The sequence below is a fragment of the Sphingobacterium sp. UBA2480 genome, from assembly GCF_002341965.1.
GTDB classification, from domain to species: Bacteria; Bacteroidota; Bacteroidia; order Sphingobacteriales; family Sphingobacteriaceae; genus Sphingobacterium; species Sphingobacterium multivorum.
The window spans coordinates 219,698-234,015 of record NZ_DDPA01000010.1 but is presented as its reverse complement, the minus strand read 5'-3'; the positions used below and the strand labels follow the sequence as shown (position 1 = coordinate 234,015).

Sequence of the window (14,318 nt, the reverse complement as noted above, 5' to 3'; positions counted from 1 at the left end):
TAAAAAAGATAATCTAAATGCTCCGAGTAGCATCGCTCAGAAATTACTCATCGATGATAAAATCACCATGGGTGCTATAGGCATTTTTACGCAATACCGGCATTCCCATGATTTTATAAAGCTCATCCAATTTGACCAAGCTTCCATTGGTCATATTAGAAAGTAAAACAATAACAATGTTTCTTTTTAAATCTCTTACATAAATATGTCTAAAACCGTGCCACCAGCCTGTATGGTATACGATATGATCATTACCATGCTCAAAGGTACGCCAACCATAACCATAGCTAAAAATTCCCTTTTTGGCATCGGGATATCCTCGGTATGCTGAATCCAATGTTGACTGCTTTAACAATCGTCCATCTCTCAAAGCCAGATCAAAACGATAAAGGTCACGCACTGTACTATAAATTCCTTTGTCACCAAGCGGTCCATCCTGAAAATTTTGCACCACCGATCTTCGCCATACCTTATCATGCCCGATAACGTTGGTCGGAATTTTATCATACACGGCCTTAGAGAGTGCGGCTGTATTTGTCATTCCGGCAACATTGAATACGCTATCTTTCATATACGTCGCATAATCTTGCTTTGATATCTTTTCAATAATGGCCCCTAAGACCATAAAGTTCGAATTATTGTAAAAGAAACGGCCTCCTGGCGCACCATAGCGATTAGGCTTAAATTCGGTCAGCATTTTCATCACATCTTGATTTGTCATTCCTTTCTTGCGATCAGGCCAATGTTCCTCCGAAAAATAAACGTAATTAGGTAATCCCGAGCGGTGTGTCAATAACATTTTTATGGTAATACCAGGATAAGGAAAATCCGGATAGAAGTCATTGATCGTTTGATCGAGACGTAGCTTTCCTGCCTCCACTAACTTCAAAATTCCGACAGCTGTTAACGGTTTAGAAACTGAAGCGAGTTCAAATTTGTCATCTATTTTTAGACTATCCCGTTTTAAGTAATTGGCCCAGCCGAATGTATTCTGATATAAGATTTTCCCATCTTTAGCAACAAGAACGTTCCCATTGAATGCAGCTTTTGAATGAAGGTTTTTCATAAAAGCATCGATTTTCTGATCTGCATTATTTGGATTATAGACGAGTCTTGTGCTATCTACTTTTGCCTGCGCTATTGCTGCTTCCTTCTGTTTTTTCTCTTTTGAACTACAAGCCACTGTAGATACCATCAAAAGAGCGACCATTCCCTTTAAAAAAAATAATTTCACTATACTAAGTCTCCCGGATTTTTGTGTTTTATGTATTGTTTATCAATAAATACCTCCTATTTCCTTTGTTCTAAACAACATCAAATTATTGAAGCTCGTAATAGAAGGACCAGCCTACTGATAATAATGCTAAAATGAAGATTTTAGTATAAAAAAACGAATTTTTCACCACAATAATTGATATTCATCGGATATGTTACCTTTTTTATGTGCGCAGTCTCTTTCACTCTAGCAACGGACAACCTGGGCTTACTTCAAACAAATGGATAACGATGGAAAACTATAGGTAAAAAAACTTTTCCCTATCATAAGATTAACCAATTAAGGCCATAAAAAAAGCCACCTTATTACTAAAGTGGCTTTTAATTCCTCAACTAAAGGATTATGCTAATAATCTTACTGGATTTTCAACCAAAGATTTTAATGTTTGCAAAAATGCAGCTCCAGTTGCACCATCGACCACGCGGTGATCACAACCCAATGTCACTTTCATTACATTACCAGGAACTACAGCACCGTTTTTAACAACAGGAACTGCTTGAATAGCACCAACAGAAAGGATTGCTCCATCTGGTGAGTTGATAATGGATGTAAATTCGTCAATTCCAAACATACCTAAGTTGGACACTGTAAATGTAGATCCTTCCCAGTCCGCAGGCTGTAATTTTTTAGCTTTCGCTTTTTGAGCGAAGTCTTTCACCTCTGCAGAGATATGCGACAATGATTTACCATCTGCAAAACGCACAACAGGAACTAATAAACCATCTTCAACAGCCATTGCAACACCAATGTTGGTATGCTCATTGAAACGGATTTTATCACCTTGCCATGAAGAGTTTACGGCAGGATGTTTTTTCAAGGCAACAGCAACAGCTTTTACAACGATATCATTGAAAGAAACTTTTACTGGAGCAACCTCATTAATCTGCGCACGAGCAGCCATTGCATTGTCCATGTCAATTGATACAGTCAAATAGAAGTGTGGAGCTGTAAACAATGACTCTGCTAGACGACGCGCAATAGTTTTACGCATTTGGTTAACTGGTTTTTCAGTATAACGCTCTTCACCAACAAATGTAGGTAAAGTGATTGCTTTTGCTTCTGTTGCAGGAGCGGCTGCAGCTTTTGTTTCCGCAGGTTGTGCAGCAACAGGAACAAATGATTCTACGTCTTTCTTCACAATACGGCCACCATCTGCAGAACCTTTGATATCACTTAAGTTGATACCTTTTTCCTGTGCAATTTTACGTGCTAAAGGAGAAGCTTTCACACGAGAATCATCGCTTGAAGTCGATGCTACCGGTGCGGCAGTTACAGCAGCAGCTGAGTCAGCTTTAGGAGCTTCAGCAGTTTCTGCCTTTGCAGGTGCAGATTTTTGATTTAACAAAGGTGTGATATCAGTTCCTGCAGGACCAACGATCGCGATGATGTCGTTAACCTTTGCCGCTTGTCCAGCTTCAAGGCCAACATATAATAAAGTACCATCAGCATAAGCTGTAACTTCCATTGTCGCTTTATCAGTTTCTACATCAGCAATAGCATCGTCAGATTTAATCGTATCACCAACTTTGAAGTTCCATTGCGCAATGACACCCTCTTTCATGGTATCACTTAACAAAGGCATTGTAATTACCGTACATCCCAATTCCTCAGGAGTTACAGTACTAGCCGAAGATTCTGGACCAGAAACTTCTTCTGCTTTTTTTTCTTCTGTTTTTTCCGGTGCTTTTTCAGCTGCAGGCGCATCACCGCTCAACAATGCTTGAAAATCTTCACCTGGCTCACCTAAAACAGCAATAACAGCATCAATAGCTACTGCTTCGCCTTCTTTAGGACCAATATATAAAAGAGTTCCTTCTTGGTAAGACTCAAAGTCCATCGTAGCTTTATCTGTTTCAATCTCAGCTACTAAATCACCAGAATTTACTTTATCACCAACTTTTTTGTGCCATTTCGCGATGACCCCTTCGGTCATTGTATCGCTCATTTTCGGCATTCTTACTACTTCAGCCATTCTTTATTATATTATCAAGTTAAAGAGTATTAATCTAAAATAAATGGATAGTCTTGTTGTACATATACATCTTTGTACAATTCATCTGCAGTTGGATAAGGTGATTCCTCTGCAAATTTTACAGACTCTTCAACGACCTTTTTCACATCAGCCTCAACCTCTGCAAACCAAGCGTCATCCGCATAGTTGTTTTCTAAAATAGCATGTTTAGTCGACAACAATGGATCACGGTCTTTATACGCTTCAAGCTCTTCTTTCGTACGATATTTAGCCGGATCAGACATTGAGTGTCCTTTGTAACGGTATGTACGAATTTCTAAGAACGTTGGACCTTCACCTGCACGAGCACGTTGAACAGCTTCGTCCATCGCATTGTGTACAGCAACAACATCCATTCCATCAACCGGAGCAGAAGGCATATCGAAACCTAAGCCCATTTTGTAAATATCCTGCATGTTCGTTGTACGTTGTACAGAAGTACCCATTGCATAACCGTTGTTTTCACATACGAAGATAACAGGGAGTTTCCACAACATCGCCATGTTCAATGTCTCATTGAATGCACCTTGACGCACAGCTCCATCACCCATATAACAGATATTTACATTATCTGTACCAAGATATTTTTCAGCAAATGCGATACCAGCACCTAAAGGAATCTGACCTCCAACAATACCATGGCCACCCATGAATTTGTGCTCTTTGGAGAAGAAGTGCATAGAACCTCCTTTACCTTTTGAACAACCAGTGATCTTTCCATATAATTCAGCCATACAAGCATTTGCAGAAACGCCTTTAGCCAAAGCGTGGGCGTGATCACGATAAGCAGTGATTAGAGAATCCTCAGGTTTGATTACTGACATCGTTCCAGCGACTACAGCCTCTTGTCCTATGTACAAGTGACAGAAACCACGAATCTTTTGCTGTCCGTAAAGTTGACCTGCTTTTTCTTCAAACTTACGCATAAGTAACATAGACTTATACCACTCCAAATATGTCTCTTTTGTTATAGGTGTTGAACTCATTTCAAAGTTTTGATTTTCTTACTATTCTAGACTACAAATCTAATAATTTTGGACGAATTTCCTTGCCCAAAAATCAATTTTATTTATACTTTAAGACACTTCTAAGACATTTGATTTAAAGTATATAGCATTTGATTACAAATAAATGAACGGCACAATCAAATAAATCAAAAACTTATGAAAATAAAAAAGCCAAAGGACTTAATAATCATTTGGCTTAATCTATTTTATGCAAACTGTTTGCTATCGAAGTTTTTGGATCAGCTCACTTTCAGTTACCTTTACCTGCTCCCCGCTTTCCATGTCCTTTAAGGACAATTGCCCCGATGCAGCCTCCTCTTCACCGACTAATAACACGTAGGGAATACCCTTCCCATCCGCATAACCCATTTGTTTTTTCAATTTTACAGGAGATGCATAGAGTTCCGAAGCGATATTTTCCTTGCGAAGCTTGTTGAGTAAGCTCAGGGTATAACTTTCCAGCTGTTTGTCAAAATTGATGATCAGGAGCTTGGTAGAATCAGCTTTCCCAGCAGGAAATAAGTTCAACTCTTCCAGCACATCATAAATGCGGTCTGCACCAAAGGAAACGCCGACACCGGTCAGTCCCTTCAAACCAAACATTCCTGTAAGATCATCGTAGCGGCCACCTCCACCGATACTTCCCATGGCAACCTCATTCGTCTTGACCTCAAAGATACAGCCCGTATAATAATTGAGACCTCGGGCCAATGTAATATCCAGATCTATAATTTGATGAAGCAACTTTTCTTCAGCACCTAATTTGGCCACATAGTCAAACACATCCTCAATCTCTGCAATACCATTTAAGCCGACAGAAGAAGTTGCTAAAATCGCTTTTAAGGAAGCAAGTTTCTCATCATTTGAGCCTTCCAATAAAATTATAGGTTTCAAAATAGCAAGATCTGCTTCTGTAAAACCCCTTTCCAACAGTTCTTTGTTAACACCTTCCAACCCGATTTTATCCAATTTATCGATCGCGACAGTCATGTCTACGATCAGCTCCGGTTTGCCGATGATTTCAGCAATACCCGAAAGAATTTTCCTGTTGTTGATTTTGATATTAAAATCTTTCAGTCCAAACCGTTCGAAGGCTTCTTGATAAATCAAAATAAACTCCGCTTCATTCAATAGACTTTCTGACCCGACAACGTCGACATCACATTGGTAAAACTCGCGGTATCTTCCGCGCTGCGGACGATCTGCACGCCATACAGGTTGCACCTGAAAGCGCTTAAACGGTAAAGTAATATCATTTTGGTGCATCACAACATAGCGCGCAAAGGGCACCGTAAGATCATATCTTAGTGCTTTCTCTGTTATATGCGGAATGAGCTTATTGGAATTTTTATCCTGAAGCAGGCTGTCGGGCGCTTTTGTCAGGTAGTCACCCGAATTAAGAATCTTAAAGATCAATTTATCACCCTCGTCGCCGTATTTACCGGTGAGGGTCGTCAAATTTTCAAATGAAGGGGTCTGTATTTCATTATAGCCATATTTTCTGAATACCGTTTTCAGTGTATCGAAAATATAGTTGCGTTTGATCATTTCGGAAGGCGAAAAATCACGCGTTCCTTTTGCCAAAGAAGGTTTTACTACTGCCATATTTGGCAAAGTTAATAAAATCCTTTATTCTACTTCCAGAATTTTAAGGAATTCACAGGCTTTTTCGGCGGCAGATTTCTCGGCAGACTTCTTATTAAAATCACGGCCAAGTCCACAAACAATACCATCCACGACCGCTTCAATACTAAACATCTTAGAAGATTCCCCTTCCGGGTTGTCTGTTTGCCGAAATACAATCTCTTTGCCAGTATGTTGACACCACTCGATCAACCGACTTTTAAAGTTTGTTTCCGTCTGTTCCAATAGGTGAATATCGACGTGCGGTTTAATAATTCGATTCAACAAAAAGCTCTTGGTAAAAACATAGCCCCTATCTAGATAAACTGCCCCAATCAATGCCTCAAAAGCATCACCCAATAAAGATCCTTGTTTATTTGGAAAACTGATCATTCGCGCATCAAACTGGATAAGCTCATTAAACCCCAACTTTCTGGAAAGCTGGTTTAGATTTGCTCTACTGACAATTTTTGAGCGCATTTCAGTCAGGAACCCTTCGTCTTTATAAGGATATTTCTTAAATAACAGTTCAGCCACAACCGAACCCAAAACAGCATCACCTAAGAATTCTAAACGTTCGTTGCTATTTTTTGCGCCCTCTTTAATTGTAACGGCGACAGATTTGTGTCTAAACGCCATCTTGTACAGATGTACATTTCCGGGAACAAATCCTAGCAGGTTTTTTAGTTTTCTAACGTATTCCCGATCTGGCGAAAAATATAATTTATATATCCTTGCAAAAGGCATCTCTTCTAAAAATAAGGCGACAAGTCCTAGTTAAAGAACCTGTCGCTAGCTCATATTATCAAACCATGTTTGAAGGATCAAACATTAAGCTTTATATTTTTTCACAATAACGGTAGCATTATGCCCACCGAAACCGAATGTGTTGCTCAAAGCGGCATTAATGATACGTTTTTGCGCTTTGTTGAATGTAAAATTCAAGTTGTTATCAATTTCCGGATCGTCTGTAAAGTGATTGATTGTCGGAGGGACAATATCATTTTGAACAGCCAATATAGAAGCGATAGTTTCAATAGCCCCTGCAGCACCCAAAAGGTGCCCTGTCATTGATTTAGTTGAACTGATATTCAATTTATAAGCGTGTTCACCAAACAGGTCAACAATAGCCTTCGTTTCACTAATATCACCGACCGGTGTAGACGTTCCATGAACATTGATATAATCAATATCTGAAAAATCCATCTCTGCATCATTTACAGCCATTGTCATAGCCAGTTTTGCGCCCAATCCTTCAGGATGCGAGGCTGTGATGTGATGTGCATCTGCACTCATTCCACCCCCTGCAATCTCTGCATAGATTTTTGCTCCACGTGCTAAGGCATGCTCCAAACTTTCTAAGATCAATGCACCCGAACCCTCTCCCGAAACAAAACCGTCTCTGTCTTTATCAAAAGGACGTGATGCTGTTTTAGGATCATCATTCCGGGTTGACAACGCATGCATAGCATTGAACCCACCAATTCCAGCTTCATTGACTGTAGCTTCTGATCCACCTGTAACAATCACATCAGCTTTGCCCATACGAATATAGTTAAAAGCATCTATCATTGCATTGGTAGCCGAGGCACAAGCCGATACGGCAGAAAAGTTAGGGCCACGTAGGCCATGACGCATTGAAATATGTCCTGGAGCAATATCAACGAGCATCTTAGGAATGAAGAAAGGATTGAAACGAGGTGTTCCATCTCCCTTTGCAAAGTTTGCAACTTCTTCAGTGAAAGTTGTTAAACCTCCAATTCCTGAGCCCCAAATTACTCCGATACGATTTGTATCTAATTTTTCAAAATCTAAGCCAGCATCTTTAATTGCCTCATCTGTTGACGCAATTGCATACTGGACAAAAGGATCGACTTTACGAGCTTCCTTTCGATCCATAAATTCATGCGGATCAAACCCCTTTACCTCACATGCAAACTGAGTCTTGAATTTTGACGCATCAAAATGCGTAATAGGAGCAGCTCCGCTTACACCATTTATTAACGCCTCCCAGTAAGCTGAGACGGTATTACCAATTGGTGTAAGGGCGCCTAATCCTGTTACTACTACTCTTTTAAGCTCCATTTATTACGATTAGCCTAATTAAATTAGTTAGTTAACGTTTTTTTCTAAATAAGCGATTGCTTGACCAACAGTACCAATAGTCTCTGCTTGATCATCAGGAATAGCAACGTTGAATTCTTTTTCAAACTCCATGATCAACTCAACAGTGTCAAGTGAATCAGCACCTAAATCATTAGTGAATGAAGCTTCTGGTGTTACTTCGTTTTCGTCAACACCTAATTTTTCAACGATAATTGCTTTTACTCTTGAAGCGATATCTGACATGATTTTATAGTTTAATTGTTTAATAAATCTGTGCAAAGAAAAATAAATTTCATCAAAATTCAAACCTAAATTGATATTTAGATGAAAGTCACCATGTTAGGCGACCGAACTTATTCGCGTCTTATACTAGCTAACCCACTCTATATTAACTTAGTTCAAGTATAACAAAAAATATTTTGTATTCCAAACGCTCAGCTAATTAACTCAAATTTTACACAAAAAGTATATTCCTACCTCAAAATTATTAGTACCTTCGTTAGCAGAGGGACATATATTTAAACATTAAAGTGGTCAATAAGTTAGTAGCAAGATTGGATATGGACATGAATGAAGAGTTGGATTTTACCCTACTCGCCATCACCTGTTCGTTGAAAGATTACCGACTCTGCCATTTCATCAACAAGGAGACTAACCTGAATTTTTCCAGAGGAAAAGAAAGCAAGTACGACCATGATGGTCGACAAAAAAACAAAACCGAAGAAGAGCTTGAATATCACATTGTCTTTGATCCAAAGAAAAAAATAAGCTACCACTTCACTGCTTTTCATTACCTTATCGCCGATGCCGACACCGAATATTTCCTGATCAACAATAAGAGCATCGAAGGCACTTATTTAATCCCGGAAAACCCCCACTTCGATTTTTTTATCATCATCAAAAACTACATCTGTGAGGATGACGTGGAACATATTATCAAAAGGATCAACAAATTACCCGAAGTCGTCATTGCAAAAGAAATATCACCAAAAATATTGAAATCTAAAGAAAATCTCATATTTTAGCAAACTGTAGGTTAGTGTAGCAAATACACCCCAACTTAGATCTAAATTAATTCGATTTAGTTTTGACAAAACACAACAATATAGTAGGCTATTTGTTGTGATTAATGAAGAACATTTAAAATACAAAATAACAGATGGAAAAAGTTCAAAAAAGGACTAAAATTGTCGCAACATTAGGCCCTGCCTCGGCAGACAAACAAGTTTTGACCAACATGATTGCCAAAGGGGTTGATGTGTGCCGGTTGAATTTCTCTCATGGCAGCCAGGAAGATCACCTTAAGGTAATCGAAACTATAAATGCAATAAATAATGAAACAGGATTCAATGTTGCCATCTTAGCCGATTTACAAGGTCCAAAAATTAGGATCGGAAAAATGAAAGAAGGTGGCGCTATTCTCGTGAATGGTTCAAAAGTTGAAATTACAACACAAGAACTCATCGGAGACGAAAACAGAATCTACATTACATACGAAAACTTTCCAAACGATGTTGAAGCCAACGAAATCATTTTACTTGATGACGGAAAACTTCAACTTCGTGTTTTAGAGACCAATCATAAAGATACTGTTACCTGTGAAGTTGTACACGGAGGTGTCCTTACTTCACGTAAAGGCGTTAACTTACCGAACACCAAAGTATCTATCCCATCGTTGACAGAAGAAGATTTAGACAACTTGAATTTTGCCCTGGATCATGGTGCAGACTGGATCGCGATGTCTTTCGTACGTTCGGCAGAAGATATTTTTCAATGTAAAAAAATCATCGAGGCAAAAGGAAGCCATGCTCGTGTCATCGCAAAAGTTGAAAAACCGGAAGCGATTGAAAATATTGATGCCATTATCGAAGCTACAGATGCTGTTATGGTTGCTCGTGGTGACTTGGGCGTTGAGCTTCCAATGGAAGAGGTACCAGGACTTCAAAAGATCATCGTACAGAAATGTAGAGATCTTTCAAAACCGGTAATCATTGCGACACAGATGTTGGAAAGTATGATCACTACACCACGTCCTACACGTGCTGAAGTAAATGACGTAGCCAACTCCGTATTGGATGGAGCGGATGCTGTGATGTTAAGTGGCGAGACTTCAGTTGGTGAATTCCCTGAAATCGTTATCGAAACAATGAGCAAAATCATTATCCACGTGGAACAAACTTCTTATCCTTATTATAATGAGAAAGTTAGTGAAATCCACGACGGAACACTTATTCCGGACGCGATTTGCGCATCTTCGGTTTATCTTGCTCAAAAAACAAATGCATCTGCAATTGCGGTATTGACATCATCTGGTGCAACAGCGTTTGAAATTACAAGTTATAGACCAAATGTAGATATCTTAGTTTTCACAGGAACACAAAAATTGCTGAAACAACTCAGCCTACTTTGGGGAGTAAAAACTTTTATCTACGACAAGTTCGAAAGCACAGATGGATCTATTCATGATGTTAACAAATTTATTGTAAAAAATAACTACGTTAAACCTGGATCTATCATTATCAATACAGCTTCGACACCGTTAATCGAAAAAGGTAAAACAAATACAATCCGTGTTTCCCAGCTATAATGGACAATAAGGATTAAAGCAAAAAAAATAGCGTTCTNNAGAACGCTATTTTTTTTGCTTGTTTGGATACAAGGAGTCGATTTTTAATTTAAAGTCCTTCACCTTTAGCGAATCATTCAAGCGCCTAAAAGGAAGATTGTTTTCTTTCTCATCACCTTTGGGCATTTTTTCCGTTCCTGGCATTGGGGCTAGACCGTCCACACGATTTGGCTTCTTAATGGGCATATGATACTTTTCATCTGAAGAATCCAATTTAAAGACAGGCATCTTTGATTCTTTTTCCTCCATTAAAGGAATCTGCGGTTTCACCTTTACTTGTCCTAAAGCAATGGTCCCTATGGAAGACAATACCAATAATAATACGTAGCTTTTCATCTTTATATAGTTATTAAAGAGCACTCATTGTACCAATGAACGCGTCATATTCGGCTTATTCACTTCTCCAGCAGTTAGACTCAACCGCGTAGATTAAAATTTGTCCACAGCGCAATTCAGCACATAATCCATTTCTATTCACTAATTTACAAAGAACAGCATCTATATTTAAACAGATTGCTGTTAAACATTGTTAAAACAGCTACAAAACACATTAGCATCTTTATATTTGTAACAATTTAAGAAAAAATGAGCTATCGCACCTTAAATGGCCGCTCACATGGCATAAGGGATGAATACGCAAATGGTAAATAAACTGAGCGCTATAAACTTTTTGATATATTCAAAATACATTTATTTAATACCCAATACTAATGAAGAAAAATAGCATTGTATTAATCATTGGACTGATGTCTCTCGCTCTAATTGGGGTATTGGCCATGCAATTCTATTTTCTGAGAGATTCTTATCGCCAAAAGTCTCAATTATTTGATGAGTCCGTCAATGCTGCGATTACAGCTGTTGCCGGTAAGCTTGAACGACGGGAGGTAGTTGACTTCGCTAAGGTTCAACAGGAGCGTAACATTGAAAAATCCAAGCAGGAACAGGCCAAACAACGTCTTTTGGCCGAGCAACTCGAAATACAGTATAGAATTGAAGAATTAAAAAACAAACAACATGTTGTTTTCTCAAACTTTAAAGAGCAAGAAGACCAATTACGTGCATTGTATCCAAATGTAATTGAAATCAAAAATTCATTCTACGAAACATACATCAAAAGACCGGAGTACCAGAAATTTATCAAATTTTCTGTTTCAAATGAGCTTACCGACGATAATTTGGTACAGGCTTTTATCATGTTAAATGCTTCAAAGGTAGATGATCAGATCAATGGGAAGGACGATAGCACGCGGTTTGTTATCCCCCTAATGGACCCACTGGTCAATCAACAAACAAAATTCCGGGTAGCCACATTACCTCCAAGAGAGAATGCGAAACTTGCGAAAACAATTTCTGATTTGGAAAAAAGATTGGATATCCTCAACAGAAAAAACGCGTGGAGTGGCTTTAATGTATATGATTCCGTTGCCATGCTGGGCGGCAAAAAAGCAGACTACATCGAAGATATTGCTATTGGAATGGAGCTTGCTAAACGTCCATTAAAGGATCGATTGAATGTGATCATCGTTCAAGAACTTATCAAAGAGGAGTTGGCTCAACGCGACATTAAAGCTCCTTTCAATATTGAAATATGGAGCACAAACAATATATTACTAAATAATATTTTAAACGAAGCCGCTTTAAATAACCCAACAAATACAACCAAATACTCAACGGCACTTTTTAAAGGTGATATCGGTGCTGCGCCAGGAAAATTAACCATCTATTTCCCCAATAAAAAGGCGATAATTGCCGATAATATGGGCTATCTGTTGCTGCCCATGCTGGCACTGCTTTTCTTGTTGGTGGGGTGTTTTGCTTATACACTGATTATCATCTTCAGACAAAAGAAAGTTTCGGAAATGAAGACGGATTTCATCAACAACATGACGCATGAGTTTAAAACACCTGTTGCAACAATTATGATTGCCAGTGAGTCACTTAAAGATCCAGACATCAATGCCGACCACAAGCGCGTTCAGAAATTGGCTAATATCATCTACGACGAAAATGTTAGACTCGGAAATCATATTGAACGTGTGCTCGATTTGGCAAGACTAGAAAAAGAAACGCTAAAACTCGACCAGGTAGAAGTATGCATCAATGATCTTGTTTCGGCAGTAACGGACAGTATGCAGCTACGGATGCAAAATATTGGCGGGAAATTCAGTATAGATCTTGCAGCGACCAAGGATGTTGTCGTTGGTGATGAGTTACATTTTTCCAATGTATTTTACAATCTTTTGGATAATGCCATCAAGTACAGCAAAGGAGATTTACATGTCAACATCAATTCAAAAAATGTTGGCGACACCATTGTTGTCACCATAGCCGACAATGGTATTGGGATGAGCCGGGATCACCTGCAAAAGATTTTCGACCAGTTTTACCGTATTCCAACTGGGAATGTTCATAATGTCAAAGGATTTGGCCTTGGCTTAAGTTATGTACAGGACATTCTGAGAAGGCTGAACGGAAAAATTACAGTTAAAAGTGAAAAAGATAAAGGCACGACCTTTGAAGTAATTTTGCCTATTAAAAAATAAAACGTTCCTTTTTTGTATATTTCCTCTTTAAAAAATTTCAAAGGTTGAGGAAGGCTGATTTATCAGCATCAAGGGACATTGGTGAAAATTAATATATTCATTATGCAAAAGATATTATTAGCAGAAGATGATCCTAATTTGGGGGATCTTTTAAAAGACTATCTCGAATTAAAGGGAAAATTTGACGTCACATTATGCACGGATGGAGATGAAGCGATTTCTCAATTCAAAAAAAATAACTACGACCTTTGTATTTTTGATGTCATGATGCCAAAAAAGGACGGATTTACAGTTGGACGTGAAATCAGAAAAACAAACAATACTGTTCCTATTATCTTTGCCACAGCAAAGGGGATGATGGAAGATAAGACCGAAGCCTTTGAGCTAGGAGGAGATGATTATATCACCAAGCCTTTTCGAGTGGAAGAATTATTGCTCCGCATCAATGCTTTGCTGAAACGCAGTGTTCGAGACAAAGAAGAAGAAGTGGTTGCGGATAAATTTGAAATTGGCGATTATTTCTTTGATTATACAAGTCAGCAGATTTCTTACAAAGGACAGATGCAAAAACTCTCCACGAAAGAAGCTGAACTACTCCGCTTGCTTTGCTTAAAGAAAAATGATGTGCTGACCCGGGAAGAAGCGTTGTTAAAAATATGGCATGATGATAACTATTTTACGGGTAGAAGTATGGATGTATTTCTCAGTAAACTTCGTAAATATCTAAAAGAAGATAGCAAAGTTGAAATTGTCAATGTGCACGGAAAAGGTTACAAACTTTTGGTCAGTTAAAAAAAGGGGAATGAAAAATATAGTCATTCCCCTTTTTATGCTACACGCGTATTCAAGCGTGACTTACTCGAATTCGTGGATGAAAATAAAAGAACAAAACAATTTCATCCTTAGTAGAATATAAAAAATTGACGCACTTTTATAAAAAATTTGCATTTCAAAAAGAAATGTTCTAACTTAGCGTCGCTTATAGAGAAAGGCAGAGGGAATAGACCCGATGAAGCCTTAGCAACCTGTCCCTTGACAAGGTGCTAAATTCTACCCTACTTGATATGGGAATGATAAGCCGAAGTCACCAAATTCTAGTGTGTCCTTCTCTCTCTAGCAAGAAATA

12 protein-coding genes and 1 riboswitch are annotated in these 14,318 nt (G+C 38.5%); of the genes, 4 read left to right on the top strand and 8 right to left on the bottom strand.

What is annotated here, in order from left to right:
* Positions 1-43 precede the first annotated feature (43 nt).
* From B3600_RS24915 to B3600_RS24885, 7 genes are all read right to left on the bottom strand, one after another.
* Positions 44-1,234, bottom strand: a complete 1,191-nt coding sequence (locus B3600_RS24915) for a serine hydrolase domain-containing protein (protein WP_046674852.1) — start codon at positions 1,232-1,234, stop codon at positions 44-46.
* A 382-nt stretch (positions 1,235-1,616) separates the two neighbouring features.
* Positions 1,617-3,248 (bottom strand): pyruvate dehydrogenase complex dihydrolipoamide acetyltransferase, encoded by a 1,632-nt coding sequence (locus B3600_RS24910; RefSeq protein ID WP_115047021.1) that lies wholly within the window; start codon positions 3,246-3,248, stop codon positions 1,617-1,619.
* Positions 3,249-3,277: 29 nt separating this feature from the next.
* On the bottom strand, positions 3,278-4,273 hold the full coding sequence (gene pdhA, locus B3600_RS24905) for a pyruvate dehydrogenase (acetyl-transferring) E1 component subunit alpha (RefSeq protein ID WP_046674850.1): 996 nt from the start codon (positions 4,271-4,273) through the stop codon (positions 3,278-3,280).
* A gap of 243 nt (positions 4,274-4,516) precedes the next feature.
* Complete coding sequence (gene hisS, locus B3600_RS24900; protein WP_286754804.1) at positions 4,517-5,899, bottom strand: histidine--tRNA ligase; 1,383 nt, start codon at positions 5,897-5,899, stop codon at positions 4,517-4,519.
* Positions 5,900-5,923: 24 nt separating this feature from the next.
* Complete coding sequence (gene rnc, locus B3600_RS24895; protein WP_046674848.1) at positions 5,924-6,664, bottom strand: ribonuclease III; 741 nt, start codon at positions 6,662-6,664, stop codon at positions 5,924-5,926.
* 84 nt (positions 6,665-6,748) lie between these two features.
* On the bottom strand, positions 6,749-8,002 hold the full coding sequence (gene fabF / locus B3600_RS24890; RefSeq protein WP_286754803.1) for a beta-ketoacyl-ACP synthase II: 1,254 nt from the start codon (positions 8,000-8,002) through the stop codon (positions 6,749-6,751).
* Positions 8,003-8,029: 27 nt separating this feature from the next.
* The gene (locus B3600_RS24885; RefSeq protein ID WP_028070665.1) at positions 8,030-8,266 is read right to left on the bottom strand and encodes an acyl carrier protein; all 237 of its coding nucleotides are present in this window, start codon (positions 8,264-8,266) and stop codon (positions 8,030-8,032) included.
* 287 nt (positions 8,267-8,553) lie between these two features.
* Between B3600_RS24885 and B3600_RS24880 the strand changes: the two genes are divergently transcribed.
* Positions 8,554-9,048 carry an IPExxxVDY family protein gene (locus B3600_RS24880; RefSeq protein WP_236560104.1) on the top strand — a complete coding sequence of 165 codons (495 nt, stop codon included), beginning with the start codon at positions 8,554-8,556 and terminating at the stop codon, positions 9,046-9,048.
* Positions 9,049-9,182: 134 nt separating this feature from the next.
* On the top strand, positions 9,183-10,610 hold the full coding sequence (gene pyk, locus B3600_RS24875; protein ID WP_070561569.1) for a pyruvate kinase: 1,428 nt from the start codon (positions 9,183-9,185) through the stop codon (positions 10,608-10,610).
* Positions 10,611-10,655: 45 nt separating this feature from the next.
* Here pyk and B3600_RS24870 read toward each other — a convergent pair whose 3' ends face one another.
* On the bottom strand, positions 10,656-10,985 hold the full coding sequence (locus B3600_RS24870; protein WP_070561571.1) for a hypothetical protein: 330 nt from the start codon (positions 10,983-10,985) through the stop codon (positions 10,656-10,658).
* 374 nt (positions 10,986-11,359) lie between these two features.
* Between B3600_RS24870 and B3600_RS24865 the strand changes: the two genes are divergently transcribed.
* Positions 11,360-13,192 carry a sensor histidine kinase gene (locus tag B3600_RS24865; RefSeq protein WP_115047017.1) on the top strand — a complete coding sequence of 611 codons (1,833 nt, stop codon included), beginning with the start codon at positions 11,360-11,362 and terminating at the stop codon, positions 13,190-13,192.
* Positions 13,193-13,294: 102 nt separating this feature from the next.
* Positions 13,295-13,984, top strand: coding sequence for a response regulator transcription factor (locus B3600_RS24860; protein WP_172840643.1), 690 nt, complete (start codon positions 13,295-13,297; stop codon positions 13,982-13,984).
* 184 nt (positions 13,985-14,168) lie between these two features.
* A riboswitch (SAM riboswitch) is annotated at positions 14,169-14,272 on the top strand.
* Positions 14,273-14,318: the final 46 nt, after the last annotated feature.

Excerpts from the sequence above, each read along its gene's own strand:
- B3600_RS24910 (WP_115047021.1), bottom strand. The coding sequence starts at position 3,248 with ATGGCTGAAGTAGTAAGAATGCCGAAAATGAGCGATACAATGACCGAA.
- pdhA (WP_046674850.1), bottom strand. The coding sequence starts at position 4,273 with ATGAGTTCAACACCTATAACAAAAGAGACATATTTGGAGTGGTATAAG.
- hisS (WP_286754804.1), bottom strand. The coding sequence starts at position 5,899 with ATGGCAGTAGTAAAACCTTCTTTGGCAAAAGGAACGCGTGATTTTTCG.
- rnc (WP_046674848.1), bottom strand. The coding sequence starts at position 6,664 with ATGCCTTTTGCAAGGATATATAAATTATATTTTTCGCCAGATCGGGAA.
- fabF (WP_286754803.1), bottom strand. The coding sequence starts at position 8,002 with ATGGAGCTTAAAAGAGTAGTAGTAACAGGATTAGGCGCCCTTACACCA.
- B3600_RS24885 (WP_028070665.1), bottom strand. The coding sequence starts at position 8,266 with ATGTCAGATATCGCTTCAAGAGTAAAAGCAATTATCGTTGAAAAATTA.
- pyk (WP_070561569.1), top strand. The coding sequence starts at position 9,183 with ATGGAAAAAGTTCAAAAAAGGACTAAAATTGTCGCAACATTAGGCCCT.
- B3600_RS24870 (WP_070561571.1), bottom strand. The coding sequence starts at position 10,985 with ATGAAAAGCTACGTATTATTATTGGTATTGTCTTCCATAGGGACCATT.
- B3600_RS24865 (WP_115047017.1), top strand. The coding sequence starts at position 11,360 with ATGAAGAAAAATAGCATTGTATTAATCATTGGACTGATGTCTCTCGCT.
- B3600_RS24860 (WP_172840643.1), top strand. The coding sequence starts at position 13,295 with ATGCAAAAGATATTATTAGCAGAAGATGATCCTAATTTGGGGGATCTT.